Origin of the sequence: Zafaria cholistanensis (assembly GCF_008580665.1) — a bacterium.
GTDB classification, from domain to species: Bacteria; Actinomycetota; Actinomycetes; order Actinomycetales; family Micrococcaceae; genus Zafaria; species Zafaria cholistanensis.
In genome coordinates, this window is record NZ_BKDJ01000001.1 from 66,083 (window position 1) to 92,898 (window position 26,816).

The following is a 26,816-nucleotide window of genomic DNA, read 5'->3' on the forward strand; positions in this document are numbered from 1 at the left end:
AGTAGAGTGTTTCCTCGGTGCTGGAAAGCGCCGCGGATGGAACGCGCTCATTGGGTGTGGGATGTCCACGGGCCCTGGCCCGAAGGGTAGTGGCGCAATTGGTAGCGCAGCGGTCTCCAAAACCGCAGGTTGCAGGTTCGAGTCCTGTCTGCCCTGCGCAGTGGCAGCCCCTAGGGGCGGCTCGGCGAAATCCACGTCACGGTGTGCCGTAGCCCTTGTGGCTGCGGCACACCGTGTTGTTTCAGTACGGTTTAAACGTGAAACGAGGGACAGTGACCGAAACGGCCGCAGGTAGCTCCCAAGGGGCACCCCACCACAAGAAGCAGGCCAAGACCGGTTTCTTTGCGGGCATCGCGCTGTTCTTTCGGCAGATGATTGCCGAGCTGCGCAAGGTCGTCACCCCGACCCGCAGCGAACTGGTCAACTACACGCTCGTGGTGCTCGGCTTCGTGGCCCTGGTCATGCTCATCGTCAGCGGCCTCGACTACGTGTTCGGCAACGGATCGATCCTGATCTTCACGAACCCGACCGAGCAGTAGACCGTCGGGCGTCCGCGCCACAGTTCTGGTGAACCAGTCAAAGAAAGCAGGAACCGCAGTGTCCGAGCAGGAACTCGAACCGCACGCCAACGACGAGATCGTTGAGCTGGCCGCCGAGGTCGACGCCGAAGAGGCGCCGGCCGATTCCGTCGTTTCCGAGGACTCCGCCTCCGAGGATTCCGCCGACGTCGAGGACGCAGCCGGGCCCGCCGCCCCCGGGGCTGAGGCCGAAGCCGAAGCCGAGCCCGCCGTCGACCCGGTCGCCGAGTTCAAGGCCAAGCTTCGCCGCCAGCCGGGCGACTGGTACGTCATCCACTCCTACGCCGGCTACGAGAACCGCGTGAAGGTGAACCTGGAGACCCGTATCCAGACCTTGGGCATGGAGGATTTCATCTACGAGATCCAGGTCCCCATGGAAGAGGTCGTGGAGATCAAGAACACCACCCGCAAGATCGTCCGCCGCGTGCGCATCCCCGGCTACGTGCTGGTCCGCATGGAGCTGACCGACGCCTCGTGGGGCGCCGTGCGCCACACTCCGGGCGTCACCGGCTTCGTCGGCAATGCCCACGACCCGGTGCCGCTGAGCCTGGACGAGGTCTTCTCCATGCTGGAGCACACCGTCATCGCCGAGGCCACCGCCGCCGAGACCGGCAAGCCGGTACGCATTCCGGTCACCGAGGTCAACATCGACTTCGAGGTCGGCGAATCCGTGATCGTCAATGACGGCCCGTTCGAGACCCTCCCGGCGACCATCTCCGAGATCAAGCCGGAGTCTTCCCAGCTGGTGGTCCTCGTCTCCATCTTCGAGCGCGAGACCCCGGTGACGCTGTCCTTCAGCCAGGTCACCAAGATCCAGTAACCCAGTCTTCGTCCCGCCCGGCCGCTTTACCGGGAGGCGACGATCCGGCCGCCGCGCCACGGCGGCCAACCCCCCGGGCACGCTCCTGTGCATCGGGGAAACGTATGAGTAGAAGGACCCGAAATGGCCCCCAAGAAGAAGGTCACCGGCCTCATCAAGCTGCAGATCCAGGCAGGCGCCGCCAACCCGGCCCCGCCGATCGGTCCGGCGCTTGGTCAGCACGGCGTCAACATCATGGAGTTCTGCAAGGCGTACAACGCCGCGACGGAAGCCCAGCGCGGCAACGTCATCCCGGTGGAGATCACGGTCTACGAGGACCGCTCCTTCACCTTCGTCACGAAGACCCCGCCGGCCGCCGAGCTGATCAAGAAGGCCGCGGGCGTCCAGAAGGGCTCCGCCACCCCCCACACCACCAAGGTCGCCAAGCTGACCCAGGCCCAGGTCGAGGAAATCGCCCAGACCAAGCTTGAGGACCTGAACGCCAACGACATCGCCGCCGCCGCGAAGATCATCGCCGGCACCGCCCGCTCCATGGGCATCACCGTCGAGGGCTAGTCCCCACCGCCTTTCCAGGCACCCCACCCCGTAAAAACAAAGAACGACGGCGGGACGCACCGCACGCGGGCACCGCGCCGTCGCAGTGGCAGGGTCCAGCGCGACCCACTCGAGACCACGACTGCATAAGGAGAAAACGCAGATGGCAAAGCGCAGCAAAGCATACGAGGCAGCTGTAGCCAAGATCGATGGCGACAAGCTGTACGCCCCGTTCGAGGCAATCGAACTGGCCAAGGAGACCAACCCCTCCAAGATCGACGCCACCGTCGAGGTCGCCTTCCGCCTGGGCGTCGACCCGCGCAAGGCTGACCAGATGGTCCGCGGCACGGTGAACCTGCCCAACGGCACGGGCAAGACCGCCCGCGTCCTGGTGTTCGCCAACGGTGACAAGGCTGAGGCCGCGATCGCCGCCGGCGCCGACTTCGTGGGCTCCGACGACCTGATCGAGAAGATCTCCGGCGGCTGGACCGACTTCGACGCCGCCGTCGCCACCCCGGACCTGATGGGCAAGGTCGGCCGCCTGGGCAAGATCCTCGGCCCGCGCAACCTGATGCCGAACCCCAAGGTCGGCACCGTGACCATGGATGTCGCCAAGGCTGTCAACGACATCAAGGGCGGCAAGATCGACTTCCGTGTCGACAAGCACTCCAACCTGCACTTCATCATCGGCAAGACCTCGTTCGACGCCACCAAGCTGGCCGAGAACTACGCCGCCGCGCTGGAAGAGGTGCTGCGCCTGAAGCCGTCCGCTTCCAAGGGCCGCTACATCCAGAAGGCCACCCTGGCCACGACCTTCGGCCCCGGCATTCCGCTGGACCCGAACGTCACCAAGGTCGTCATCGAGGCCTAGTCCCCGGGACTGGAGGGCCCGTCCGGCATTCGCCGGACGGGCCCTTTGCCGTTCTGGCAAAAATTTTTCCGGTTCCGTCACGCCGGAGGAGGAATGGGCTGGAGATCAGGCCCCGTAACCTGCTAAGCTTTAGCTGTTGGCGCTTCCGCAGGCCAGCAGGCGCGCAGCGCCACCATGCCGGTCTGGTTCCCCCAAGCCCTCCGGCATGGAATAGCCACGGTGCGTTCCCCCAAGCCGTACCGTGGTACCCCGGATCGGGCCGTTCCCCGCCGTCCCCCAAGTGGCGGGGAACGGCCCGTATCTGTATCAGGTCTGTATCAATCAGGTCTGTATCAGGGGCCCGCATCCGCACCGGTAACCACCGTGATCACCCTCCGGATGCCTGTCTTGGATGTTTTCCGGGGATGTTTGCTTGAGATGCTTGCGCGGCCCGCCGCGCTTTTTCTGTCTCCAGGGTGAGTTTGTTTCCGCCACGCGTTTCGTATCCCCTGCCCGGCCTTGGCCGCGGTCCCGGCACCGGCGCCGGCCCCGCCTGCCCGCGGTGGTGCGGGCGCCGATTTGGCCCGGGCCCGGTGCCGGGGTATGGTTAAGTCACCAAAGACCGTCGGTCGATGATTCTCCTTGTGCCTGCACTTGGTGGATAATCCGAAAGTTCCTCGCATGAGGACGGCCAGCGCAGGTGAACGAACTTATCCTCCCGAACCGTTTTCCGGTTCGGTCGAGGGCAAAGCCCCGTGCATCTGCGCGGGGCGTTTTTCATGTGGCCCCAGGGCCGGGGAACCGGGATGACCGGCACCGAACAATTCCCCGGAAGGAGGGTTATGGCAACGCCGAGCAAGGTTTCCGCTGTCGCTGAAATCACCGCCGACTTCAAGGAGTCGTCCGCCGCTGTCCTGACCGAATACCGTGGGCTTTCCGTTGCACAGCTCAAGGAACTGCGCCGCTCGCTTGGTCTCGAGACCAAGTACGCGGTCGTGAAGAACACCCTGACTGGTATTGCAGCCAAGGAAGCGGGCATCGACGCGTTCGATGGCCAGCTTGCCGGCCCGACCGCCATCGCCTTCATCAAGGGTGACGCGGTTGCAGCTGCCAAGAGCCTCACGGATTTCGCTAAGGCCAACAAGGAACTCATCATCAAGACCGGCTACTTCGAGGGCAAGTCCCTTGACGCAGCCGGGGTTGCCGAACTGGCTGCCCTCGAGTCCCGCGAGTTCCAGCTGGCCCGCGTGGCTGGCGTCCTGAAGGCCCCGGCTGCCGCCGCGGCCCGCACCATCGACGCGCTGCGCCTGAAGCTCGAGGAGAACGGTGGCGCTGCCCCGGTTTCCGCCGAGGCCCCGGCCGCAGAGGCCGAGGAAGCTCCGGCTGCCGAAGCCGCCACCGAAGAAGCCTAGAGCTCCTTCACCCCACCCCCTTCTTGCGGCGCCCCGGCGCCGCCTCACCGAAAGGACGCCACACCATGGCGAAGCTCACCACTGAAGAGCTGCTTGAAGCTTTCAAGGAAATGACCATCATCGAGCTCTCCGAGTTCGTCAAGACCTTCGAGGAGACCTTCGAGGTCACCGCCGCTGCCGTCGCCGTTGCAGGCCCGGCTGGCGGTGCCGGCGAAGCCGCTGTCGAAGAGAAGACCGACTTCGACGTCGTGCTCGAGGCTGCCGGCGACAAGAAGATCGCCGTCATCAAGGAAGTTCGCGCCCTGACCTCCCTGGGTCTGAAGGAAGCCAAGGACCTGGTTGACAGCGCTCCGAAGGCCGTCCTGGAAGGCGCCAACAAGGAGACCGCCGAGAAGGCCAAGGAAGTCCTCGAGGCTGCCGGCGCCACGGTTACCCTCAAGTAGGCTTTCCGCCTCTTCGACAAAGGCCCCGTCCACCGCTTGGTGGGCGGGGCCTTTGCGTTGCCCGCCGAAGCGTGGACGGGATGCTGCCGGGACGTTCCGGCTGGAGCACCGGATTTGCCGCGGGACCGGGACATGCGGTGCAATTGAAGATAACGAACCCGTAACGCCATGGGTCTGGGGGCAGGAGTGTCCCGGAGGGAGCCGCATGATTACGACCACCGCGCCGGGCCAGCCCGCCACCAGCCAGCCCGCCACCAGCGTGGCCGTGGCCCCCGCTGCGGCTCCCGCCGCGGCCCGGCCGCCGCGCCTGGCCCTGCTGGACGGCCTGCGCCTGGTGGCCGCCGTCGCCGTCGTCCTGTTCCACTGGACCGCCTGGCACCACGGACACTGGGGGAGCGGGACCGCCCGGGAGGCCTGGCCGGTGCTGTCGCGGCTGAGCGTGTTCGGCAACATGGGCGTACAGCTGTTCTTCATCATCAGCGGCTTCGTCATCCTGCTCTCCAGCTACGGCAAGACGCCGGCCCGGTTCATCGGATCACGCATCGGCCGGCTCTATCCTGCCTACTGGGCGGCGGTGCTGCTGACCGGGGCGCTGGTGCTGTTCTTCTGGCCGGAGACGGGGGTCAGCCTCAGCCTCGCCGACTGGGCCATGAACCTGACCATGTTCCAGCAGGGCTTCGGGGTCCCGCACGTGGACGGGGTGTACTGGACGCTTTGGGCCGAGATGCGCTTCTACGGCTGGATCCTCGCGCTGATGCTGCTGGGCTGGCTCACCCCGGGCCCCCTGGTGGCCTTCGCCGCCCTGTGGCCCACCCTGGGCCTGTTCGAGCCGCAGATCACGGCGGCGCTCGGGGGCAACTGGGCCGAGCAGGTCCTCATCCCCGAGCATTCCCCGCTCTTCGCCGGCGGCATGGCGCTGTTCCTGATCTACCGCTTTGGGCACACCCCGCTGCGCTGGGCCGTGCTGCTCTACAACGTGGTCCTGGCCGCGCACCACACCGGCGTCACCGGAGCCCGGGAGGCCCTTGAACTGGTGGGGTACCAGGTGCCCGAGCAGGCGTACTGGGGCATCGTGGCCGGCCTCTTCGCCCTCGTGGCCGCACTGTCCCTGACCCCCCTTCGGTCCGTCAGCCTGCCGGGCATGGCCCTGGCCGGGGCGCTGACCTACCCCGTTTACCTGCTTCATGAGATCTGGGGCTGGTGGATCATTTCGGTGCTGAGCCCGGCCCTCCCGCGCCCGGTGGTGCTCGCGGTGGCACTGGCGGTGGTCTTCGCCGCCGCGTATCTGGTGAACCGGTACCTGGAACGGCGTTTCGGCCCCGCGCTCGGCCGGTGGGCCGGCCGCGGGGTGGAGGCGGCGGGGCGCCTGGCCGGCAGCGCGGTACGCAGTCTCGGGCGCAGTGCTGGGCGCAGTGCCGGGCGGGGGTTGGAACGGGTCGGGCCGGACCCGAAGTGACGCCCCGCGGAACCGGGCCTGTTCGCTGACCCAGCCTGTTCGCTGACCCTGCCTGTTCGCGAAATTGGTTCGCGAAATGGGGCCTTATTCGCGGAAAAGGAGCAGGGCTTCGCCCTGGCCGCCGCCGCCGCACAGGCTGACGGCGGCCCTACCGCTGCCGCGCCGGTCCAGTTCCAGCGCCGCGTGCAGGGCCAGCCGCGCGCCGGAGGCGCCAATCGGATGCCCCAGCGCGATAGCGCCGCCATGGATGTTGGTCCGCTCCAGCGGGTAGCCCAGATCCTTCAGCGACTGCACGGCCACTGCGCCGAACGCCTCGTTGATCTCCACGAAATCCAGCTCCCCGACGGACCAGCCGGCCCTGTCCAGGGCGGCCTCGATGGCGCGGGAGGGCTGCGAGTGCAGGGACGTGTCGGGGCCGGCCACCTGGCCCGCCACGCCAACCGTGGCCAGGATGCGCAGCCCCCGGGCCTCCGCGTAGCTGCGCGAGGTGAGCACCAGCGCCGCGGCTCCGTCGGAAATCGGGGAGGAGTTCCCGGCCGTGATGGTCCCCTCGGCCGCGAAGGCCGGCCGCAGCCCGGCCAGGGTGTCCGCAGTCGTGCCCGGCCGGACGCCCTCGTCCGCGGTGACGGTGGAAGTCCCCCGGCGGTGCGGCACCTCTACCGGGACGATCTCGGCATCGAACACCCCCGCCCGCTGGGCCGCCGCGGCGCGCTGGTGGGACGCCGCGGCCACCTCGTCCTGCGCCTGCCGGCCGATGCCCAGGGCGGCATTGCGCGCCTCCGTGGAGGAACCCATGGAGAGCCCGTCGAACGCGTCGGTGAGTCCGTCGCGGGCCAGCGAATCACGCGCCGGAATATCCCCGTAGGTCCACCCCTGACGGGACCCCGGAAGCAGGTGCGGAGCCAGGCTCATGGACTCCTGGCCGCCGGCGACCACCACCTGCGCCTCCCCCAGGCGGATCTGGCGGGCGGCGTCGGTGACCGCGGCCAGCCCGGACAGGCACACCTTGTTCACCGTCACCGTGGGCACGTTCCATCCAATGCCCGCCGCGATGGCAGCCTGGCGGGCGGGGTTCTGCCCGCAGCCGGCCTGCACCACGTGGCCCATCACCACGGCATCGACATCCGCAGCGGGCACCCCCGCCCGCGTGAGGGCGCCGGCGATCGCGGTTCCGCCCAAGGTGGCGGCGGGAAGCGGGGCCAAAGCCCCGTTCAGGCGGCCGAACGGGGTGCGGGCCCCGCCGACGATCACAGCATCACGGGAAGAAGGCACTGGGTCACTCCTGGGACGGATGAACGGCTGCTGCCAGTCTAGACGTGGCCCCGCTCACAGGGTGAGCCCCAGCGGAGAGCATCCTTTTTTACAAAAAATGCACACATCATTTACAGTTTTTTACAAAGAATCTTGCAATTCTACGGCCAGAATCACTTCCGGACGGTCCTCCGCCGTGGCTAAAGTGGCGGCAACGGCCCCGCCGGGGGGATGGGGCCGGTTCCACACCGCTACACCAGTCCGCAGCAGCACGGGCATCGGGGAGTCGTTGGGGGGTCCCGAAGCCGGACGCGGCGCGGAGGCCGCCATGGCGGCGGACCGGCAGGGCGCCGGCAGCGCGAAGGGGGATTCGCCGCAGCGCCGGGCCCGGCAAGCGGGGGACGGCGGCGCGGGGCTGCGTGCCGGTGCGGTTCGCGACTGCTGGGGGCAGCCGCGGGCGCGGCGGAGGCGGCCCCGCCCGGCCGGCCCGGAAGAGGCGGAGAAATTCCTGTCTTGCCGGAAGGGTATTCGACATGGTAGGAGCCAAGGTGTAGGATAGAGCTTTGCGTCTTCCCTCTTAACCTTCGGCCTTCATATAGCGGTGGGCTTGCTCCAATGGTTGCATTCCGGCACTTGCCGGGCGGGGGATGGGCGCCGGAAACCTGACGGTCTGTGGAAGGATCCATCTTGGTCGCCTCGAGCACCTCTAACAATGAAACCGCTAGCTCGGCCCGTAGCGCGGAAGCCGCCGGCCGACTCTCATTCGCTAAGATTCACGAACCCTTGGATGTGCCCAACCTGCTGGCGCTGCAGACGGAGAGCTTTGACTGGCTCGTCGGCAACCAGCGCTGGAAGGCGCGTGTGGAGCAGGCCCGCGCCGAAGGCATCCAGGGCGTAGCGAACGTCTCCGGCCTGGCCGAGATCTTCGAGGAGATCTCCCCGATCGAGGACTTCCAGGGCACCATGTCCCTGAGCTTCTCGGAGCCGGAGTTTGCCGACCCCAAGTACACCATGGCCGAGTGCAAGGACCGCGACGCAACCTACGCGGCGCCGCTGTACGTCAAGGCCGAGTTCATGAACAACAACACGGGCGAGATCAAGCAGCAGACCGTGTTCATGGGCGACTTCCCGCTGATGACCGACAAGGGCACGTTCATCATCAACGGCACCGAGCGCGTCGTCGTGTCCCAGCTCGTCCGCTCCCCGGGCGCCTACTTCGAGCGCACCCCGGACAAGACCAGCGACAAGGACATCTTCACCGCGAAGATCATCCCCTCGCGCGGTGCCTGGTTCGAGCTCGAGATCGACAAGCGCGACCAGGTCGGCGTCCGCCTCGACCGCAAGCGCAAGCAGTCCGTCACCGTGCTGCTGAAGGCGCTGGGCTGGACCGAGGGACGCATCCTCGAGGAGTTCGGAAACTACGACTCCATCCGCGCCACCCTGGAGAAGGACACCACCGACTCCCAGGAAGAGGCGCTGCTGGACATCTACCGCAAGCTGCGCCCGGGAGAGCCGCCGACGGTCGAAGCCGCCCAGGCCCTGCTGGACAACCTGTACTTCAACGCCAAGCGCTATGACCTCGCGAAGGTCGGCCGCTACAAGATCAACCGCAAGCTCGGCGTCGACAAGTCCCTGGACTCCTCCGACGCCTCGGTCCTGAACATCGACGACATCGTCGCGATGATCAAGTTCCTCGTGGCGCTGCACGCCGGCGAGCGGACCATCCCGGGCAAGCGCGACGGCGCCGACGTCGACATCCGTGTCGAGATCGACGACATCGACCACTTCGGGAACCGCCGCATCCGTGCGGTCGGCGAGCTGATCGAGAACCAGGTCCGCACCGGCCTGTCCCGCATGGAGCGCGTCGTGCGCGAGCGCATGACCACCCAGGACGTCGAGGCGATCACGCCCCAGACCCTGATCAACATCCGCCCGGTCGTGGCCGCGATCAAGGAGTTCTTCGGAACCTCCCAGCTGTCGCAGTTCATGGACCAGAACAACCCGCTGGCCGGCCTGACGCACAAGCGCCGCCTGTCCGCGCTGGGCCCGGGCGGCCTGTCCCGCGACCGCGCCGGCATGGAGGTCCGTGACGTCCACCCGTCGCACTACGGCCGCATGTGCCCCATCGAAACCCCTGAAGGCCCGAACATCGGCCTCATCGGTTCGCTGGCGACCTACGGGCGCATCAACGCGTTCGGCTTCATCGAAACCCCGTACCGCAAGGTCGTCGACGGCCGCGTCACCACGCAGGTCGACTACCTCACCGCGGACGAGGAGCTCGAGTGCGTCATCGCCCAGGCGAACGCGCCGATGAATGACGACCAGAGCTTCGTCGAGGACCTGGTCCTCTGCCGTGAGCGTGGCGGCGGCGGCGAGCCGGTGCTCGTCGAGCCGTCCGCGATCGACTACATGGACGTCTCCCCGCGCCAGATGGTGTCCGCGGCCACCGCGCTGATCCCGTTCCTCGAGCACGACGACGCCAACCGCGCGCTCATGGGCGCGAACATGCAGCGCCAGGCCGTGCCGCTGCTGGCCTCCGAGGCGCCGCTGGTCGGCACCGGCATGGAGAAGTACGTGGCCGTCGACGCCGGCGACTCCGTCACCGCGCAGCAGCCGGGCGTCGTCACTGAGGTCTCGGCGGACCTGGTCACCGTCATGAACGACGACGGCACCGAGCACGCCTACCCGATCATGAAGTTCGCGCGCTCCAACCAGGGCAACGCCTACAACCAGCGCGTCCGCGTGTCCGAGGGCGACCGCGTTGAGCACAACGCGATCATCGCCGACGGTCCGTCCACGGACAACGGCGAGCTGGCGCTGGGCAAGAACCTGCTGGTCGCGTTCATGTCCTGGGAAGGCCACAACTTCGAGGACGCCATCATCCTGAGCCAGCGCATGGTTTCGGACGACGTCCTGACCTCGATCCACATCGAGGAGCACGAGGTCGACGCCCGCGACACCAAGCTGGGCGCCGAGGAGATCACCCGGGACATCCCGAACGTCTCCGAGGAGATCCTGTCCCAGCTCGACGAGCGCGGCATCATCCACATCGGTGCCGAGGTCGAGGCCGGAGACATCCTGGTCGGCCGCGTCACTCCGAAGGGCGAGACGGAGCTGACCCCGGAGGAGCGCCTGCTGCGCGCGATCTTCGGCGAAAAGTCCCGCGAAGTCCGCGACACCTCCCTGAAGGTGCCTCACGGCGAGTCCGGCACCGTCATCGGCGTGCGGATCTTCGACCGCGACAACGACGACGAGCTGCCCCCGGGCGTGAACCAGCTGGTGCGCGTCTACGTGGCCCAGAAGCGCAAGATCACGGACGGCGACAAGCTCGCCGGCCGCCACGGCAACAAGGGCGTCATCTCCAAGATCCTTCCGGTTGAGGACATGCCGTTCCTCGAGGACGGCACCCCGGTGGACGTTGTCCTGAACCCGCTGGGTGTCCCGGGCCGCATGAACGTCGGCCAGGTCCTGGAAATCCACCTGGGCTGGGCCGCGAAGCAGGGCTGGAAGATCGAGGGCGAGCCGGAGTGGGTCAAGGACCTGCCGAACCTGCCCCGCGAGTCCGGCCCGACCACGGTCGCCACCCCGGTGTTCGACGGCGCGCACGAGGACGAGATCCGCGGACTGCTCGACCACACCGCGCTCACCCGCGATGGCCAGCGCCTGATCGGCAACTCCGGAAAGGCCCGCCTGTTCGACGGCCGCTCCGGCGAGCCGTTCCCGGACCCGATCTCGGTCGGCTACATGTACATCCTGAAGCTGCACCACCTGGTGGATGACAAGATCCACGCCCGCTCCACCGGACCGTACTCCATGATCACCCAGCAGCCGCTGGGCGGTAAGGCACAGTTCGGCGGCCAGCGCTTCGGCGAAATGGAAGTGTGGGCCCTGGAGGCCTACGGCGCCGCGTACACGCTGCAGGAACTGCTGACCATCAAGTCCGACGACATTCACGGCCGCGTGAAGGTCTACGAGGCGATCGTCAAGGGCGAGAACATCCCGGAGCCGGGTGTCCCCGAGTCCTTCAAGGTCCTCATCAAGGAAATGCAGTCGCTCTGCCTGAACGTGGAAGTGCTCTCCACGGACGGCACGACCATTGAAATGCGGGACTCGGACGAAGAGGTCTTCCGGGCCGCGGAGGAACTGGGCATTGACCTGTCCCGGGCGGAGCCCAGCTCCGTCGAGGAGGTCTAGCCACCGGCAGGCGGGCGCCCGGCATTGCTGCCGGGCACCCGCCGCCGTACCGGTTTTTCCCGATCCACCGGCGGTTTAGGACCGCCGACGAACAAGACTTCAGAGAACAAAGAGAGAGACAGGGACCACATGTCCAGCGAATCCTCCTTCGGCCTCATGCGTATCGGCCTCGCCACCGCGGAAGAAATCCGCGGCTGGAGCTTCGGCGAGGTCAAGAAGCCGGAAACCATCAACTACCGCACCCTCAAGCCCGAGAAGGACGGCCTCTTCTGCGAGAAGATCTTTGGCCCCTCGCGCGACTGGGAGTGCTACTGCGGAAAGTACAAGCGGGTCCGCTTCAAGGGCATCATCTGCGAGCGCTGCGGCGTCGAGGTGACCCGCGCCAAGGTGCGCCGCGAGCGCATGGGCCACATCGAGCTGGCCGCCCCCGTGACCCACATCTGGTACTTCAAGGGCGTTCCCTCCCGCCTGGGCTACCTGCTTGACCTCGCCCCGAAGGACCTTGAGAAGGTCATCTACTTCGCCGCGTACATGATCACCTCGGTCGACGACGAGCGCCGCCACGCGGAGCTGCCGAACCTGCAGGCCCAGCACGACCTCGAGCGCAAGCGCCTGGTCGACACCCGCGACGCCGACATCGCCGCGATCGCCCGCGAGCTCGAGTCCGAGCTGGCCAAGCTTGAGGGCGAGGGCGCCAAGGCCGCCGACAAGAAGAAGGTCCGCGACCTCGCCGATAAGTCGATGGCCCAGGTGCGCAAGCGCGCCGATGCCTCCATCGAGCGCCTCGAGCAGGTCTGGGACCGCTTCAAGAACCTCAAGGTCGCCGACCTGGAGGGCGACGAGGGCCTGTTCCGCCAGCTGCGCGAGAAGTACGGACTGTTCTTCGAGGGCCACATGGGCGCCGAGGCCATCAAGAAGCGCCTCGAGAGCTTCGACATGGAGGCCGAGGCCGAGCTGCTGCGCGACATCATCAAGAACGGCAAGGGCCAGCGCAAGACCCGCGCGCTCAAGCGCCTGAAGGTCGTCAACGCGTTCCTGACCACCACCAACTCCCCGTTGGGCATGGTCCTGGACGCCGTTCCGGTGATCCCGCCGGAGCTGCGCCCGATGGTCCAGCTGGACGGTGGCCGCTTCGCGACCTCCGACCTGAACGACCTGTACCGCCGCGTGATCAACCGCAACAACCGCCTCAAGCGCCTGCTTGACCTGGGCGCGCCGGAGATCATCGTCAACAACGAGAAGCGCATGCTTCAGGAGGCCGTCGACTCGCTGTTCGACAACGGCCGCCGTGGCCGTCCGGTCACCGGTCCGGGCAACCGCCCGCTGAAGTCGCTCTCCGACATGCTCAAGGGCAAGCAGGGCCGCTTCCGCCAGAACCTGCTGGGCAAGCGCGTCGACTACTCCGGCCGTTCGGTCATCGTCGTCGGCCCGCAGCTGAAGCTGCACCAGTGCGGCCTGCCCAAGCAGATGGCGCTGGAGCTGTTCAAGCCGTTCGTGATGAAGCGCCTCGTGGACCTGAACCACGCGCAGAACATCAAGAGCGCCAAGCGCATGGTCGAGCGCTACCGCCCGCAGGTCTGGGACGTGCTCGAGGAGATCATCACCGAGCACCCGGTGCTGCTCAACCGCGCCCCCACCCTGCACCGCCTGGGCATCCAGGCGTTCGAGCCGCAGCTGGTCGAGGGCAAGGCCCTGCAGCTGCACCCGCTCGTGTGTGCCGCGTTCAACGCCGACTTCGACGGCGACCAGATGGCAGTGCACCTGCCGCTGAGCCCGGAGGCCCAGGCCGAGGCCCGCATCCTGATGCTGTCCTCGCACAACATCCTGAAGCCTTCGGACGGCCGTCCGGTGGCCCTGCCGTCGCAGGACATGATCATCGGCCTGCACCACCTCACCACCAAGCGTCCCGGTGAGAAGGGCGAGGGCCGCGTGTTCTCCTCCCCGGCCGAGGCCATCATGGCCCTGGACGCGGGCGAGCTGCACCTGAACGCCGTCGTGAAGATCCGCGTTGAGAACTTCGTCCCGTCCGCGGAGCAGCCCGCTCCGGAGGGCTGGGAGGAAGGCGCCCCGGCGCTGATCGAAACCTCCCTCGGACAGGTCCTGTTCAACGACACCCTGCCCGAGGACTACCCGTGGGTCGAGGGCGTCGCCGGCAAGGACAAGCTCTCCGAGATCGTCAACGACCTCGCCGAGCGCTACCCGAAGATCGTCACCGCTGCCACCCTGGACAACCTGAAGGACGCCGGCTTCCGCTGGGCGACCCGCTCGGGCGTGACCGTGGCCATCTCCGACATCACGTCGAACATGGACAAGGCCGCGATCCTGGAGCCCTACGAGGCCCAGGCGCTGAAGGTCCAGCAGCAGTACGACAAGGGCCTCATCGCGGACAACGAGCGCCGCACCGAGCTGATCGACATCTGGACCAAGGCCACCGACGAGGTTGCCGAGGCCATGAAGAACGGCATGGAGCGCCTGAACACCATCAACCGCATGGTGACCTCCAAGGCTCGTGGTAACTGGCTGCAACTGCGCCAGATCGCCGGTATCCGTGGCCTGGTGTCCAACCCGAAGGGCGAGATCATCCCGCGCCCGATCAAGTCCTCCTACCGCGAGGGCCTGTCGGTGCTGGAGTACTTCATCGCTACCCACGGTGCCCGCAAGGGCCTCGCGGACACCGCGCTGAAGACCGCCAACTCGGGTTACCTGACCCGCCGCCTGGTGGATGTCTCCCAGGACGTGATTGTCCGCGAGCACGACTGCGGCACCGAGCGCGGCCTGACCGTGCCGATCGTCGCGATCGACGAGATGGGCACCGTGCGCAAGCACGAGACCGTGGAGAACTCCGCCTACACCCGCACCCTGGCCGTCGACGTCCTCGACGAGTCCGGAAACGTGCTGGCCCCGGCCGGATCCGACGTGGGCGACGTGCTCATCGAGGAGCTGTTCCAGGCCGGCGTGCAGGAGATCAAGGTCCGCTCCGTGCTGACCTGCGAGTCGGTCGTCGGTACCTGCGCGCTCTGCTACGGCCGCTCGCTGGCCTCGGGCAAGACGGTGGACATCGGCGAGGCTGTCGGCATCATCGCGGCACAGTCCATTGGTGAGCCGGGCACCCAGCTGACCATGCGTACCTTCCACACCGGTGGCGTGGCGTCCGCGGAGGACATCACCCAGGGTCTGCCCCGTATCCAGGAGCTCTTCGAGGCCCGTACCCCCAAGGGTGTGGCCCCGATCTCCGAGGTCGCCGGCCGGGTCACCATCGAGGACAGCGAGAAGCAGCTGCGGATCGTCATCGTCCCCGACGACGGCACCGAAGAGGTCGCCTACCCGGTGCTGCGCCGCGCGCGCCTGCTGGTCGTCGACGGCGACCACGTCGCGGTCGGCCAGCAGCTGGTCTCCGGTGCGATCGACCCGAAGCAGGTACTGCGTGTCCTGGGCCCGCGCGAGGCCCAGAAGTTCCTGGTCCGCGAGGTCCAGAACGTGTACCAGTCCCAGGGTGTGGGCATCCACGACAAGCACGTGGAGGTCATCGTGCGCCAGATGCTGCGCCGCATCACGGTCATCGAGTCCGGTGAGACGGAACTGCTGCCGGGCGAACTGGCCGAGCGCAGCCGCTTCCAGAACGAGAACCGCAAGGCCGTCTCCGAAGGCAAGCAGCCGGCGTCGGGCCGCGACGAGCTCATGGGTATCACGAAGGCCTCGCTGGCCACGGATTCCTGGCTCTCCGCGGCGTCCTTCCAGGAAACCACCCGCGTCCTGACGCAGGCGGCCATGGAGGGCAAGTCCGACCCGCTGCTGGGCCTGAAGGAGAACGTGATCATCGGTAAGCTGATCCCGGCCGGCACCGGCCTGGACCGCTACACCCAGGTCACGGTCGAGCCGACGGAGGAGGCCAAGGCCAACCTGTTCACCGGCCCGAGCGCCTTCACCGGGTTCGACTACGACGGCATGGAGCCGGGCTCCGCGCCCGAGTTCCACGCGATCCCGATGGACGACTACGACCTGGGCAACGACTTCCGCTAAACCGGAAGGCGAACGTCCCGCCGGATGCGACCGGCGGGACGTCCCAGCGCGAGGCGGCCGGCACCGAAGGGTGCCGGCCGCCTCGCGGCGTTTGGCGCACCCTTCAGTCCTGCCCGCCTCCACGCGCTCCTGCGCGAGCAGTGTTGCCGCCCGGGCTGCGCGGGCCCTGCGGACAGTGCGGGCGTGCGGCGGGGACGGGGGAGACCCGCGTCATTAAGCCCGACGGCGGCGTGATAGACTAAATGCAATTGTTTTATGTGTGGCAAATGGACACGGTCCGGGTTGCGGGGAACTTGCGCAACAGATGCCACACTTTTGCACGCCTACGGTCGAATCCGCGGAGGGTGCGATGAAACGACCAAAAGCGCAGCGCCGCTCGCCAGCACGTGGGCCGGGGGCGCGGCAGAACCAAGAAACCGGAGGACACGAAAGTGCCTACTATTCAGCAGCTGGTCCGTAAGGGCCGCTCGCCGAAGGTCAACAAGACCAAGGCTCCCGCCCTCAAGGGCAACCCGATGCGTCGTGGCGTGTGCACCCGCGTGTACACCACGACCCCGAAGAAGCCGAACTCCGCGCTCCGCAAGGTCGCCCGCGTCCGCCTCGCCGGCGGCATCGAGGTTACCGCGTACATCCCGGGCGTTGGCCACAACCTGCAGGAGCACTCCATCGTGCTCGTCCGCGGCGGCCGTGTGAAGGACCTTCCGGGTGTCCGTTACAAGATCGTCCGTGGCGCCCTTGATACCCAGGGTGTGAAGAACCGCCAGCAGGCCCGCTCCCGCTACGGCGCCAAGAAGGAGAAGAAGTAATGCCTCGTAAGGGTCCGGCGCCCAAGCGCCCCCTCGTTTCCGATCCGGTCTACGGGTCCCCGATGGTCACGCAGCTGATCAACAAGGTCCTGCTGGACGGCAAGAAGTCCACCGCTGAGCGCATCGTTTACGGCGCGCTTGAGGGTGCCCAGGCCAAGAACGGTGCCGACCCGGTCGTCACCCTGAAGAAGGCCATGGACAACATCCGTCCGGCCCTCGAGGTCCGCTCCCGCCGCGTCGGCGGCGCCACCTACCAGGTGCCGGTCGAGGTCAAGCCGGGTCGCGCCACCGCGCTGGCCCTGCGCTGGCTGGTCGGCTACTCCAAGGCCCGCCGCGAGAAGACGATGATCGAGCGTCTCATGAACGAGATCCTGGACGCCTCGAACGGTCTGGGTGCCGCTGTGAAGCGCCGCGAAGACACGCACAAGATGGCCGAGTCCAACAAGGCCTTCGCCCACTACCGCTGGTAATAGGCACTTAAGGCGCGACGGCGGTTGCGGCACCTCGGGTGCCGCCTCCGCCGTCGTCCCGGCAACCACAGATTTTAGGGAGACACCGTGGCACAGGACGTGCTTACCGACCTCAGCAAGGTCCGCAACATCGGCATCATGGCGCACATCGATGCCGGCAAGACCACCACTACGGAGCGCATCCTGTTCTACACGGGTGTGAGCCACAAGATCGGCGAGACGCACGACGGCGCTTCGACGACCGACTGGATGGAGCAGGAGAAGGAGCGCGGCATCACCATCACGTCCGCGGCCGTCACCTGCTTCTGGAACAAGAACCAGATCAACATCATCGACACCCCGGGCCACGTTGACTTCACCGTCGAGGTGGAGCGCTCCCTGCGCGTGCTCGATGGCGCCGTTGCCGTCTTCGACGGCAAGGAGGGCGTCGAGCCGCAGTCCGAGACCGTGTGGCGCCAGGCCGACAAGTACAACGTGCCGCGCATCTGCTTCGTCAACAAGATGGACAAGCTCGGCGCCGACTTCTACTTCACCGTCGACACCATCATCAAGCGTCTGGGCGCCAAGCCGCTGGTCATGCAGCTGCCGATCGGTTCCGAGAGCGAATTCACCGGCGTCGTGGACCTGCTCACCATGAAGGCCTTCGTGTGGCCGGGCGACGCCAAGGGCGACGTCACCATGGGTGCGGCCTACGAGACCCAGGACATCCCGGCCGACCTTCAGGAGAAGGCCGAGGAGTACCGCGCCAAGCTGGTCGAGGACGTCGCCGAGGGCTCCGAGGAGCTCATGGAGAAGTACCTCGAGGGCGAAGAGATCTCCATCGACGAGCTGAAGGCCGGCATCCGCAAGATGGTCGTCAACTCGGAGATCTACCCGGTCTTCTGTGGTTCCGCCTTCAAGAACCGCGGCGTGCAGCCGATGCTCGACGCCGTCATCGACTTCCTGCCGTCTCCGGTCGACGTTCCCCCGATGATCGGTCACGACCCGAAGAACGAAGAGATCGAGCTCACCCGCAAGCCGGCCATCGACGAGCCGTTCTCCGCGCTGGCGTTCAAGATCGCTGCCCACCCGTTCTTCGGCCAGCTGAACTTCATCCGCGTGTACTCCGGCAAGGCCACCCCGGGCACCCAGGTGCTCAACTCCACCAAGGGCAAGAAGGAGCGTCTGGGCAAGCTGTTCCAGATGCACGCCAACAAGGAGATGCCCGTCGATGAGGTCGTCGCCGGCCACATCTACGCCGTCATCGGCCTGAAGGACACCACCACGGGCGACACCCTGTGCGACATCGAGAACCCGATCGTCCTCGAGTCCATGTCCTTCCCCGCCCCGGTGATCTTCGTGGCCATCGAGCCGAAGACCAAGGGTGACCAGGAGAAGCTCTCCACGGCCATCCAGAAGCTCTCCGCCGAGGACCCGACCTTCACCGTCTCCCTCAACGAGGACACCGGCCAGACCGAGATCGGCGGCATGGGCGAGCTCCACCTGGACATCCTGGTGGACCGCATGCGCCGCGAGTTCAAGGTCGAGGCCAACGTGGGCAAGCCGCAGGTCGCCTACCGCGAGACCATCAAGAAGAAGGTCGAGAAGGTCGACTTCACCCACAAGAAGCAGACCGGTGGTTCCGGCCAGTTCGCAAAGGTCCAGGTGAGCTTCGAGCCGCTGGAGACCACGGACGGCACCTTCTACGAGTTCGAGAACGCCGTCACCGGTGGCCGCATCCCGCGCGAGTACATCCCCTCGGTCGACGCGGGCATCCAGGACGCCATGCAGTTCGGCATCCTGGCCGGCTACCCGATGGTCGGCGTCAAGGCGATCCTGACCGACGGCGCCTACCACGACGTCGACTCCTCGGAAATGGCGTTCAAGATCGCCGGTTCCCAGGTGTTCAAGGAAGGCGCGCGCCGCGCCAACCCGATCATCCTCGAGCCGCTCATGGCCGTCGAGGTCCGCACCCCGGAAGAGTACATGGGCGACGTCATCGGCGACCTGAACTCCCGCCGTGGCCAGATCCAGTCCATGGAAGACGCCGCCGGCGTCAAGGTGGTCAGCGCCCTGGTCCCGCTGTCCGAGATGTTTGGATACATCGGCGACCTGCGGTCCAAGACCCAGGGCCGCGCGGTGTACTCGATGACCTTCGACAGCTACGCCGAGGTCCCGAAGGCCGTTGCCGACGAGATCATCCAGAAGTCCCGCGGCGAGTAATCGCCCGGGGTCGAAAGACCGGCCGTGACTTCGGGAAACCGGGGAAACGCCACAGCGTGGGGCTGGCCTTCGGGCAGCCGGGGCCGGCCCCACGGTGCGGGAACCGCACGCTCCTGACGGAGCGGATGGGCCACCGCAATTTCAAGAAATCAAGAAGCCCACAGTAGACTTGCATGAGTTTCCCCCGCGAACAGCGTGGGTGGAGGTAAGTCTTCTGAATACGTTCTAGGAGGAACCTGTGGCGAAGGCAAAGTTCGAGCGGACTAAGCCGCACGTCAACATCGGCACCATCGGTCACGTTGACCACGGTAAGACCACGTTGACCGCTGCCATTTCCAAGGTGCTTGCTGACAAGTACCCCGATCTCAACGAGCAGCGTGACTTCGCGCAGATCGACTCCGCTCCGGAGGAGCGCCAGCGCGGTATCACCATCAACATCTCCCACATTGAGTACCAGACGGAGAAGCGCCACTACGCGCACGTTGATGCCCCGGGTCACGCCGACTACATCAAGAACATGATCACTGGTGCCGCCCAGATGGACGGTGCCATCCTCGTGGTCGCCGCCACTGACGGCCCGATGGCCCAGACCCGCGAGCACGTTCTGCTCGCCCGCCAGGTCGGCGTGCCGTACCTGCTGGTCGCGCTGAACAAGGCCGACATGGTTGAGGACGAGGAACTCCTCGACCTCGTCGAGATGGAAGTTCGCGAGCTGCTGTCCTCCCAGGGCTTCGACGGCGACAACGCTCCGGTCGTGCGCGTTTCGGGCCTGAAGGCTCTGGAAGGCGACCCGAAGTGGGTCAAGTCCGTCGAGGAACTGATGGAAGCTGTCGACGAGAACGTGCCGGACCCGGTGCGTGACCGCGACAAGCCGTTCCTGATGCCGATCGAGGACGTTTTCACGATCACCGGTCGTGGCACCGTCGTCACCGGCCGCGCCGAGCGTGGCACCCTGCCGATCAACTCCGAGGTCGAGATCGTCGGCATCCGCCCGGTCCAGAAGACCACGGTCACCGGCATCGAGATGTTCCACAAGCAGCTCGACGAGGCCTGGGCCGGCGAGAACTGTGGTCTGCTGCTTCGCGGTATCAAGCGCGAAGACGTGGAGCGTGGCCAGGTTGTCGTCAAGCCGGGTTCCATCACCCCGCACACCGACTTCGAGGCCAACGTCTACATCCTCTCCAAGGACGAAGGCGGCCGCCACAACCCGTTCTACTCGAACTACCGCCCGCAGTTCTACTTCCGCACCACGGACGTGACCGGCGTTATCACCCTGCCGGAAGGCACCGAAATGGTTATGCCGGGTGACAACACCGAGATGACCGTTGCGCTGATCCAGCCGATCGCAATGGAAGAGGGCCTCGGCTTCGCCATCCGTGAGGGTGGCCGCACCGTTGGCTCGGGCCGCGTTACCAAGATCATCAAGTAGTTTCTGCTTGGATCTATGGCCCGATGATCCGGACCTGATGGCATACGCCTGATGGTCCGGGCCTGACGACCGAACAGAAGGGCCCCGCTGCTTTGGCAGCGGGGCCCTTCTGTTATGCCCGCGAACTGTCATGCCCGTTTACTGGTGTGCCTGCCTACCGGCAGGCCCGGGTATCGGCCGGCCTGTGGGCTGGAGTTTCCGCGGGTTGCCGCGTCCCCTCGTGGCGCCGGGCGTGCTGGCCGGGTCGCGGGACCGTGGGGGATAGGCTCTGCGCATGGGATGGATGCGGCGGGTGAACCGTAACGGCGGGGGGCCAAAAAGCGGGCGGCGGAGCCGGTCCGCGCGGACAGCCGCGCTGGCTGCCGGCCTTCTCCTGGCCGGCGGAGCCGCCTGGCTTGCCCTGGACAGCGGATCGCTCGGGCCGCTGGCGGACCTGCCGGGGGACAAGGGAACGGCAACCGCGGCTGCCGGTTTGGTCCCGCGTCCCCGGGACGCGGTCCCCCTGCGCGTCCGCTCGGTGCACGACGGCGATACGCTCCGGCTGCGTCCGGCCCGGGCGGCCGGGAAGGGGGACCCCGGATGGCTTGCGGATCTGGAGGCCGGGCGCGTGCGGCTGATTGGAGTGGACGCTCCCGAGGTGGGAAAGCGGGCTGAGTGCCACGGCGCCGAAGCCACCGCGGCGCTGCGTGCCCTGGCTCCGGCCGGATCCACGGTGTGGGGGGCCGCCGACGCCGAGGAGTACGACCGGTACGGGCGGGTGCTGCTGTATCTGTGGAACGGCGACGGGCGGTTCATCCAGGCGGAGCTGGCCGCGGCCGGCGCGGTGGAGGCCCTGGCGGTGGGTCGGAACACCACACACTTCGCGCTTTTGGAGGCCCTGGAGCAGCAGGCCCGGGACGCCGGCAGGGGACAGTGGTCCGCCTGCCGCTGAGGCAATGAATCCCTGGCCGGGGGGCCGGCGCCGGCCCGGGCAGGCACCGCCCGTCCCCTGCCCGGCCCCCAATTGGCAATCGGGGCGGAATTCTGCCACACTGGACAAGTTGTTCACGCGCATTTCCATGCACCGTGCCTGCCGATCGGGGAACCGATAGCGGGGCAGGGGGCACTGTTTCGACAGGGATTGCGTCCCGCCCGGGATAATGCCCGGGGCAGGGGCGGATACGACTGAAACGCGGAAATGACCAAAACAGCCTCTTCCCCCAAGCAAACAGTGCGGGTTGCGCTTCGAAAGAATCGCGACACGCCCGACCGCGGGGGTCGGAGCCTCGGCGGGGTGAGGAACCCGGAATCGTCCGGATTCAGTCCGTTGGAAGGCGTGCCGCTCCGCAAGGAGCCGTAAGGGCACAGCAACTGTACAGAGAGTGCTATCAGAAAGAGGCATTACGCCATGGCGGGACAGAAAATCCGCATCCGGCTGAAGTCGTATGACCACGAGGTCATTGACGTTTCTGCCCGGAAGATCGTTGAGACGGTCACGCGCGCAGGCGCAACCGTGGTTGGCCCCGTGCCGCTGCCGACGGAGAAGAACGTGTACTGCGTCATCCGCTCGCCCCACAAGTACAAGGACTCTCGTGAGCACTTCGAAATGCGTACTCACAAGCGTCTGATCGACATCATCGACCCGACCCCGAAGGCCGTCGACTCGCTCATGCGTCTCGACCTGCCGGCGGACGTCAACATCGAAATCAAGCTCTAGGGGAGGTGCTGAGAAACTATGACCGCAACCCGTAATATCAAGGGCCTGCTGGGCACGAAGCTCGGCATGACCCAGGTGTGGGACGAGAACAACAAGCTCATCCCGGTCACCGTCGTGCAGGCCGACTCCAACGTCGTGACCCAGCTCCGCAATGCGGACCGCGATGGCTACACCGCCGTGCAGATCGGCTACGGCCAGATCGACCCGCGCAAGGTCACCAAGCCGCTGGCCGGCCACTTCGAGGCCGCCGGGGTCACCCCGCGCCGCCACGTCGTGGAGCTGCGCACCGCCGACGCCGGTTCTTACGAGCTGGGCCAGGAGCTCTCCGTTGAGCTTTTCGAGGCCGGCCAGAAGATCGACGTCGTGGGCAAGTCCAAGGGTAAGGGCTTCGCCGGTGTCATGAAGCGCCACGGCTTCCACGGTGTCGGCGCCTCCCACGGTGCCCACAAGAACCACCGTAAGCCGGGTTCCATCGGTGGCGCGTCCACCCCGGGCCGCGTCTTCAAGGGCCTGCGCATGGCTGGCCGCATGGGCGCCGTGCGCCACACCACGCAGAACCTCACGGTTCACGCGGTGGACGCCGAGAAGAACCTCCTGCTGATCAAGGGTGCCGTTCCGGGCGCCCGCGGCCAGGTCGTCCTCGTACGCTCTGCCGTGAAGGGAGCATAAGTAAATGGCTAACTCTGCACTGAAGGTCGAGCTTCCCGCCGCGATCTTCGACGTCCAGACCAACGTCCCGCTGCTGCACCAGGTTGTCGTGGCCCAGCTGGCCGCCGCCCGCCAGGGTACGCACAAGACCAAGACCCGCGCCGAGGTTTCCGGCGCCGGCCGCAAGCCGTTCAAGCAGAAGGGCACGGGCCGCGCCCGCCAGGGTTCCATCCGTGCTCCGCACATGACCGGTGGTGGCGTTGTCCACGGCCCGCAGCCGCGCGACTACAGCCAGCGGACCCCCAAGAAGATGAAGGCCGCCGCCCTGCGCGGAGCCCTCTCCGACCGTGCCCGCAACGGCCGCATCCACGTGGTCGAGTCCCTGGTTGCCGGCACCACGCCGTCCACCAAGGAGGCGCTGGCCACCCTGCGCGCTCTGTCCGAGCGCAAGAACCTGCTCGTTGTCATCGATCGTGCCAACGACGTTGCCGCGCTGTCCGTGCGCAACCTCGCTGAAGTTCACGTCCTCTACGTTGACCAGCTGAACACCTACGATGTTCTGGTCTCCGATGATGTCGTGTTCACCAAGGCCGCCTTCGATGCCCTGGTCAACAAGGAGGCCGCCAAGTGAGCGCCGCCCTGTCCAAGTCTCCGCACGACGTCGTTATTGCGCCGGTCGTTTCGGAAAAGAGCTACGGCCTGATCGACGAAGGCAAGTACACCTTCCTGGTCGACCCGCGCTCGAACAAGACCGAGATCAAGCTGGCGGTGGAGAAGATTTTCTCCGTCCAGGTTGCCTCCGTCAACACCATCAACCGTGCCGGTAAGCGCAAGCGCACTCGCTTCGGGTGGGGTGCACGCAAGAACACCAAGCGTGCCATCATCACCCTGAAGGAAGGCACCATCGACATCTTCGGCGGTCCGCTTTCCTAAGCGGAGACCACTTTAACGAGGAATTGAATTATGGGAATCCGTAAGTACAAGCCGACTACCCCGGGCCTTCGCGGCTCGAGCGTGGCCGACTTCGCAGAAATCACGCGGTCGACGCCGGAAAAGTCGCTGCTCCGCCCGCTCACCAAGACCGGCGGACGCAACAACTCCGGTAAGATCACCACCCGCCACAAGGGTGGTGGCCACAAGCGCCAGTACCGTCTGATCGACTTCCGTCGCCACGACAAGGACGGCGTGCCGGCGAAGGTCGCTCACATCGAGTACGACCCGAACCGCACCGCGCGCATCGCGCTGCTCCACTACGTGGACGGCACCAAGCGCTACATCATCGCGCCGAACAAGCTGAAGCAGGGCGACCAGATCGAAGCCGGTCCGGACGCTGACATCAAGCCGGGCAACAACCTGCCGCTGCGCAACATCCCCGTGGGTACCGTGATCCACGCCGTGGAGCTGCGTCCGGGCGGCGGGGCCAAGATGGCCCGCTCCGCAGGCGCCTCCGTGCAGCTGGTTGCCCGTGAGGGCCGCTTCGCCCAGCTGCGCCTGCCCTCCGGCGAAATCCGCAACGTTGACGTGCGCTGCCGCGCCACGATCGGCGAGGTCGGCAACGCCGAGCAGTCGAACATCAACTGGGGCAAGGCCGGCCGCATGCGCTGGAAGGGCGTTCGCCCGACCGTCCGTGGTGTCGCCATGAACCCGGTCGACCACCCGCACGGTGGTGGCGAGGGCAAGACCTCCGGTGGTCGCCACCCGGTCAACCCGAACGGCAAGCCGGAAGGGCGCACCCGTCGCCCGAACAAGGAAAGCGACAAGCTTATTGTGCGTCGCCGTCGTACCGGCAAGAACAAGCGATAGGAGCCTGGAAACATGCCACGCAGCCTGAAGAAAGGCCCCTTCGTCGATCAGCACCTCTTCGTAAAGGTCGCTGCTGAGAACGAAAAGGGCACCAAGAACGTCATCAAGACGTGGTCCCGCCGTTCGATGATCGTCCCGGACATGCTCGGGCACACGATCGCCGTTCACGACGGACGCAAGCACATTCCGGTGTTTGTCACCGAGTCGATGGTCGGGCACAAGCTCGGCGAATTCGCCCCGACGCGGACTTTCCGCAGCCACGTGAAGGACGACAAGAAGGGCAAGCGCCGCTAACCCGCAAGGGTAGCGAGTGCTTAGCACTTCTTCGATAGACGAGAGAAGGAAAGCAATGGAAGCCAAGGCAATTGCGCGCCATATCCGCGTAACGCCTATGAAGGCCCGGCGCGTCGTCAACCTTGTTCGTGGCAAGCAGGCGAATGAGGCTCTGGCGATTCTGAAGTTCGCCCCGCAGGCAGCTTCGGAGCCGGTGTTCAAGGTTGTTGCGTCGGCCGTCGCCAACGCACGTGTCGCCGCGGACCGCGAAGGCGTCGCGTTCAAGGAGGACGAGCTGTTCATCAGCGAGGCCTTTGTTGACGAGGGTCCGACCATGAAGCGGTTCCAGCCGCGTGCCCAGGGCCGCGCGTTCCGCATCAACAAGCGCACCAGCCACATCACTGTGGTCGTTGCAACCCCGGAGAAGGGTGGGGAAAAGTAAATGGGTCAGAAGGTTAATCCGAACGGTTTCCGTCTCGGCATCACCACCGACCACGTCTCGCACTGGTTTGCCGACAGCAACAAGCCGGGTCAGCGCTACAAGGACTTCGTTCGCGAGGACGTCAAGATCCGCGAGCTGATGACCGTGGGCATGGAGCGCGCCGGTATCGCCAAGGTCGAGATCGAGCGCACCCGCGACCGCGTCCGCGTGGACATCCACACGGCGCGTCCGGGCATCGTCATCGGCCGCCGCGGCGCCGAGGCCGACCGCATCCGCGGCGAGCTGGAGAAGCTCACCGGCAAGCAGGTTCAGCTGAACATCCTCGAGGTCAAGAACCCCGAGATCGAGGCCCAGCTGGTTGCCCAGGGCATCGCCGAGCAGCTCTCTTCCCGCGTTGCGTTCCGCCGCGCGATGAAGAAGGCCATGCAGTCCGCAATGCGCGCCGGCGCCAAGGGCATCCGTGTCCAGTGCTCCGGCCGTCTGGGCGGCGCCGAAATGTCCCGCAAGGAGTTCTACCGCGAAGGCCGTGTGCCCCTGCACACCCTCCGCGCGAACATCGACTACGGCAAGTTCGAGGCCAAGACCACCTTTGGCCGTATCGGCGTGAAGGTGTGGATCTACAAGGGCGATGTGACCGCCAAGGAGCTCGCGGCCCAGGCCGCAGCCGCTCCGGCCCGCGGTCGCGGCGAGCGCCCGGGTCGCCCCGGCGGCCAGGGTGGCGACCGCCGTCGTCGCAACGACCGCAACGCCGCTCCGGCCTCCGAGGCAGCGCAGGCTGCCGAGGCTCCGGCCGCGGCCGCAGAAGGAGGACAGGCTTAAATGCTTATCCCACGCCGAGTCAAGTTCCGTAAGCAGCACCACCCGAAGCGTTCGGGCAATGCTACCGGCGGAACCGAGGTTACCTTTGGCGAGTACGGCATCCAGGCCCTGACCCCGGCCTACGTGACGAACCGTCAGATCGAAGCCGCGCGTATCGCGATGACCCGCCACATCAAGCGTGGCGGTAAGGTCTGGATCAACATTTATCCGGACCGCCCGCTGACCAAGAAGCCCGCCGAAACCCGTATGGGTTCCGGTAAGGGTTCGCCGGAATGGTGGGTCGCAAACGTCAAGCCGGGACGGGTTCTGTTTGAACTCTCCGGCGTCAATGAAGAGGTAGCTCGCGAGGCCCTGCGCCTGGCAATCCACAAGCTGCCGCTGAAGGCACGCATTGTGCGTCGTGAGGCAGGTGAATAGGAATGGCAATCGGATCTAAGGATCTCGCAACCGAGGCCCTTGACGGCTTCGACAACGGCCGTCTGGTCGAGGAGCTGAAGAAGGCCAAGGAGGAACTCTTCAACCTCCGTTTCCAGTCCGCCACCGGCCAGCTGGAATCGCACGGTCGCCTGAAGTCTGTCAAGCGCGACATCGCCCGCATCTACACGGTGCTGCGCGAACGCGAGCTGGGCATCCGCCAGGAAGTTGTTGTCCCGGCGGAGGACGCCAAGTA

The 26,816-nt window shown here is 66.4% G+C and carries 24 protein-coding genes, 1 tRNA gene and 1 pseudogene; 25 read left to right on the plus strand and 1 reads right to left on the minus strand.

What is annotated here, in order from left to right; all coding sequences use genetic code 11:
- Positions 1-83: 83 nt before the first annotated feature.
- The 8 genes from NCCP_RS00345 (at position 84) to NCCP_RS00380 (ending at position 6,093) form a co-directional block, all read left to right on the plus strand.
- Positions 84-156, plus strand: a tRNA-Trp gene (locus NCCP_RS00345).
- Positions 157-272: 116 nt separating this feature from the next.
- Positions 273-539: a preprotein translocase subunit SecE gene (gene secE, locus NCCP_RS00350; RefSeq protein WP_149955118.1), complete on the plus strand. Its 267-nt coding sequence runs from the start codon at positions 273-275 to the stop codon at positions 537-539.
- Positions 540-597: 58 nt separating this feature from the next.
- Entirely contained in the window at positions 598-1,398 is an 801-nt protein-coding gene (gene nusG / locus NCCP_RS00355; RefSeq protein WP_149955119.1) for a transcription termination/antitermination protein NusG, read from the plus strand.
- A gap of 123 nt (positions 1,399-1,521) precedes the next feature.
- Positions 1,522-1,953, plus strand: a complete 432-nt coding sequence (gene rplK / locus NCCP_RS00360) for a 50S ribosomal protein L11 (RefSeq protein ID WP_149955120.1) — start codon at positions 1,522-1,524, stop codon at positions 1,951-1,953.
- 142 nt (positions 1,954-2,095) lie between these two features.
- Positions 2,096-2,803, plus strand: a complete 708-nt coding sequence (rplA, locus tag NCCP_RS00365; RefSeq protein WP_149955121.1) for a 50S ribosomal protein L1 — start codon at positions 2,096-2,098, stop codon at positions 2,801-2,803.
- Between the two features lie 821 nt (positions 2,804-3,624).
- Complete coding sequence (gene rplJ, locus NCCP_RS00370) at positions 3,625-4,194, plus strand: 50S ribosomal protein L10 (RefSeq protein WP_149955122.1); 570 nt, start codon at positions 3,625-3,627, stop codon at positions 4,192-4,194.
- 65 nt (positions 4,195-4,259) lie between these two features.
- A complete protein-coding gene (gene rplL, locus NCCP_RS00375; RefSeq protein ID WP_149955123.1) occupies positions 4,260-4,637 on the plus strand; it encodes a 50S ribosomal protein L7/L12 in 378 nt (125 codons plus the stop codon).
- A gap of 205 nt (positions 4,638-4,842) precedes the next feature.
- Positions 4,843-6,093, plus strand: coding sequence for an acyltransferase family protein (locus tag NCCP_RS00380; protein WP_149955124.1), 1,251 nt, complete (start codon positions 4,843-4,845; stop codon positions 6,091-6,093).
- Between the two features lie 84 nt (positions 6,094-6,177).
- Here NCCP_RS00380 and NCCP_RS00385 read toward each other — a convergent pair whose 3' ends face one another.
- Positions 6,178-7,365, minus strand: coding sequence for an acetyl-CoA C-acetyltransferase (locus tag NCCP_RS00385; RefSeq protein WP_149955125.1), 1,188 nt, complete (start codon positions 7,363-7,365; stop codon positions 6,178-6,180).
- A gap of 666 nt (positions 7,366-8,031) precedes the next feature.
- Here NCCP_RS00385 and rpoB point away from each other — a divergent pair.
- From rpoB to rpmC, 17 genes and pseudogenes are all read left to right on the plus strand, one after another.
- On the plus strand, positions 8,032-11,538 hold the full coding sequence (rpoB, locus tag NCCP_RS00390; RefSeq protein WP_149955126.1) for a DNA-directed RNA polymerase subunit beta: 3,507 nt from the start codon (positions 8,032-8,034) through the stop codon (positions 11,536-11,538).
- A 129-nt stretch (positions 11,539-11,667) separates the two neighbouring features.
- Complete coding sequence (locus NCCP_RS00395) at positions 11,668-15,558, plus strand: DNA-directed RNA polymerase subunit beta' (RefSeq protein ID WP_149955127.1); 3,891 nt, start codon at positions 11,668-11,670, stop codon at positions 15,556-15,558.
- Between the two features lie 431 nt (positions 15,559-15,989).
- Positions 15,990-16,364, plus strand: coding sequence for a 30S ribosomal protein S12 (gene rpsL / locus NCCP_RS00400; protein ID WP_071894958.1), 375 nt, complete (start codon positions 15,990-15,992; stop codon positions 16,362-16,364).
- Positions 16,364-16,834: a 30S ribosomal protein S7 gene (gene rpsG, locus NCCP_RS00405; RefSeq protein ID WP_149955128.1), complete on the plus strand. Its 471-nt coding sequence runs from the start codon at positions 16,364-16,366 to the stop codon at positions 16,832-16,834. The genes rpsL and rpsG overlap by 1 nt, the downstream gene beginning before the upstream one ends.
- Positions 16,835-16,921: 87 nt before the next feature.
- Positions 16,922-19,036 carry an elongation factor G gene (gene fusA, locus NCCP_RS00410; RefSeq protein WP_149955129.1) on the plus strand — a complete coding sequence of 705 codons (2,115 nt, stop codon included), beginning with the start codon at positions 16,922-16,924 and terminating at the stop codon, positions 19,034-19,036.
- A 238-nt stretch (positions 19,037-19,274) separates the two neighbouring features.
- Positions 19,275-20,465 carry an elongation factor Tu gene (gene tuf / locus NCCP_RS00415; RefSeq protein ID WP_149955130.1) on the plus strand — a complete coding sequence of 397 codons (1,191 nt, stop codon included), beginning with the start codon at positions 19,275-19,277 and terminating at the stop codon, positions 20,463-20,465.
- A gap of 274 nt (positions 20,466-20,739) precedes the next feature.
- Positions 20,740-21,396 (plus strand): thermonuclease family protein, encoded by a 657-nt coding sequence (locus tag NCCP_RS00420; RefSeq protein ID WP_149955131.1) that lies wholly within the window; start codon positions 20,740-20,742, stop codon positions 21,394-21,396.
- 456 nt (positions 21,397-21,852) lie between these two features.
- Positions 21,853-22,161 (plus strand): 30S ribosomal protein S10, encoded by a 309-nt coding sequence (gene rpsJ / locus NCCP_RS00425; RefSeq protein WP_003803825.1) that lies wholly within the window; start codon positions 21,853-21,855, stop codon positions 22,159-22,161.
- 18 nt (positions 22,162-22,179) lie between these two features.
- The gene (gene rplC / locus NCCP_RS00430) at positions 22,180-22,830 is read left to right on the plus strand and encodes a 50S ribosomal protein L3 (RefSeq protein WP_149955132.1); all 651 of its coding nucleotides are present in this window, start codon (positions 22,180-22,182) and stop codon (positions 22,828-22,830) included.
- Positions 22,831-22,834: 4 nt separating this feature from the next.
- Entirely contained in the window at positions 22,835-23,440 is a 606-nt protein-coding gene (gene rplD, locus NCCP_RS00435) for a 50S ribosomal protein L4 (protein WP_149955133.1), read from the plus strand.
- Positions 23,437-23,742: a 50S ribosomal protein L23 gene (rplW, locus tag NCCP_RS00440; RefSeq protein ID WP_149955134.1), complete on the plus strand. Its 306-nt coding sequence runs from the start codon at positions 23,437-23,439 to the stop codon at positions 23,740-23,742. The genes rplD and rplW overlap by 4 nt, the downstream gene beginning before the upstream one ends.
- A 30-nt stretch (positions 23,743-23,772) precedes the next feature.
- Positions 23,773-24,612: a 50S ribosomal protein L2 gene (rplB, locus tag NCCP_RS00445; RefSeq protein WP_149955135.1), complete on the plus strand. Its 840-nt coding sequence runs from the start codon at positions 23,773-23,775 to the stop codon at positions 24,610-24,612.
- A 12-nt stretch (positions 24,613-24,624) separates the two neighbouring features.
- Complete coding sequence (gene rpsS, locus NCCP_RS00450; protein ID WP_149955136.1) at positions 24,625-24,906, plus strand: 30S ribosomal protein S19; 282 nt, start codon at positions 24,625-24,627, stop codon at positions 24,904-24,906.
- Positions 24,907-24,961: 55 nt separating this feature from the next.
- Complete coding sequence (gene rplV, locus NCCP_RS00455; protein WP_149955137.1) at positions 24,962-25,327, plus strand: 50S ribosomal protein L22; 366 nt, start codon at positions 24,962-24,964, stop codon at positions 25,325-25,327.
- On the plus strand, positions 25,328-26,146 hold the full coding sequence (gene rpsC, locus NCCP_RS00460) for a 30S ribosomal protein S3 (RefSeq protein ID WP_149955138.1): 819 nt from the start codon (positions 25,328-25,330) through the stop codon (positions 26,144-26,146).
- Positions 26,147-26,563 (plus strand): 50S ribosomal protein L16, encoded by a 417-nt coding sequence (gene rplP / locus NCCP_RS00465; protein WP_149955139.1) that lies wholly within the window; start codon positions 26,147-26,149, stop codon positions 26,561-26,563.
- Between the two features lie 2 nt (positions 26,564-26,565).
- A pseudogene (rpmC, locus tag NCCP_RS00470) lies at positions 26,566-26,814 on the plus strand (50S ribosomal protein L29); the annotation flags it as partial.
- Positions 26,815-26,816 lie beyond the last annotated feature (2 nt).

Excerpts from the sequence above, each read along its gene's own strand:
- NCCP_RS00395 (WP_149955127.1), top strand. The coding sequence starts at position 11,668 with ATGTCCAGCGAATCCTCCTTCGGCCTCATGCGTATCGGCCTCGCCACC.
- rplV (WP_149955137.1), top strand. The coding sequence starts at position 24,962 with ATGGAAGCCAAGGCAATTGCGCGCCATATCCGCGTAACGCCTATGAAG.
- rplA (WP_149955121.1), top strand. The coding sequence starts at position 2,096 with ATGGCAAAGCGCAGCAAAGCATACGAGGCAGCTGTAGCCAAGATCGAT.
- rplL (WP_149955123.1), top strand. The coding sequence starts at position 4,260 with ATGGCGAAGCTCACCACTGAAGAGCTGCTTGAAGCTTTCAAGGAAATG.
- rplD (WP_149955133.1), top strand. The coding sequence starts at position 22,835 with ATGGCTAACTCTGCACTGAAGGTCGAGCTTCCCGCCGCGATCTTCGAC.
- rplB (WP_149955135.1), top strand. The coding sequence starts at position 23,773 with ATGGGAATCCGTAAGTACAAGCCGACTACCCCGGGCCTTCGCGGCTCG.
- rpsJ (WP_003803825.1), top strand. The coding sequence starts at position 21,853 with ATGGCGGGACAGAAAATCCGCATCCGGCTGAAGTCGTATGACCACGAG.
- NCCP_RS00420 (WP_149955131.1), top strand. The coding sequence starts at position 20,740 with ATGGGATGGATGCGGCGGGTGAACCGTAACGGCGGGGGGCCAAAAAGC.
- rplJ (WP_149955122.1), top strand. The coding sequence starts at position 3,625 with ATGGCAACGCCGAGCAAGGTTTCCGCTGTCGCTGAAATCACCGCCGAC.
- NCCP_RS00380 (WP_149955124.1), top strand. The coding sequence starts at position 4,843 with ATGATTACGACCACCGCGCCGGGCCAGCCCGCCACCAGCCAGCCCGCC.
- rplP (WP_149955139.1), top strand. The coding sequence starts at position 26,147 with ATGCTTATCCCACGCCGAGTCAAGTTCCGTAAGCAGCACCACCCGAAG.
- rplC (WP_149955132.1), top strand. The coding sequence starts at position 22,180 with ATGACCGCAACCCGTAATATCAAGGGCCTGCTGGGCACGAAGCTCGGC.
- rpsC (WP_149955138.1), top strand. The coding sequence starts at position 25,328 with ATGGGTCAGAAGGTTAATCCGAACGGTTTCCGTCTCGGCATCACCACC.
- rpsG (WP_149955128.1), top strand. The coding sequence starts at position 16,364 with ATGCCTCGTAAGGGTCCGGCGCCCAAGCGCCCCCTCGTTTCCGATCCG.
- rplK (WP_149955120.1), top strand. The coding sequence starts at position 1,522 with ATGGCCCCCAAGAAGAAGGTCACCGGCCTCATCAAGCTGCAGATCCAG.
- rpsS (WP_149955136.1), top strand. The coding sequence starts at position 24,625 with ATGCCACGCAGCCTGAAGAAAGGCCCCTTCGTCGATCAGCACCTCTTC.